Raw genomic sequence first — 255 nt, 5'->3', positions numbered from 1 at the left:
ATGTAGGTGCAGGCCATGACGCAACACGGGCGTTTGCACCTGTCATCGTTGAACGAAATGGGGTTAAGCTGGCGTTCTTCGGGTTCAGCCGGGTTGTTCCGGAAGTAAGCTGGTATGCCGGTAAAAATAAACCGGGCATCGCTGTCTCCTACGATCCCAAGCTTGCCGTCGAAGCGATTCGCGCGGCAAGAGAGCAGGCCGACCTGGTTGTCGTGATTGCGCATTGGGGCAAAGAAAGGGAGGATTATCCGGTTG

Annotated in this window: 1 protein-coding gene; it reads left to right on the top strand. The window is 55.7% G+C overall.

All coding sequences use genetic code 11. The annotated features are described in order from the left end of the window. Positions 1 to 255 (top strand): CapA family protein (locus tag MXD62_RS09100; protein ID WP_248828934.1); only part of this gene is annotated, 255 nt, incomplete at both ends.

The organism is Frankia sp. Mgl5 (assembly GCF_023242985.1).
Taxonomy (GTDB): domain Bacteria; phylum Actinomycetota; class Actinomycetes; order Frankiales; family Frankiaceae; genus Parafrankia; species Parafrankia soli.
The sequence above is the reverse complement of the archived record's forward strand: the minus strand, read 5'-3'. Positions and strand labels throughout refer to the sequence as shown.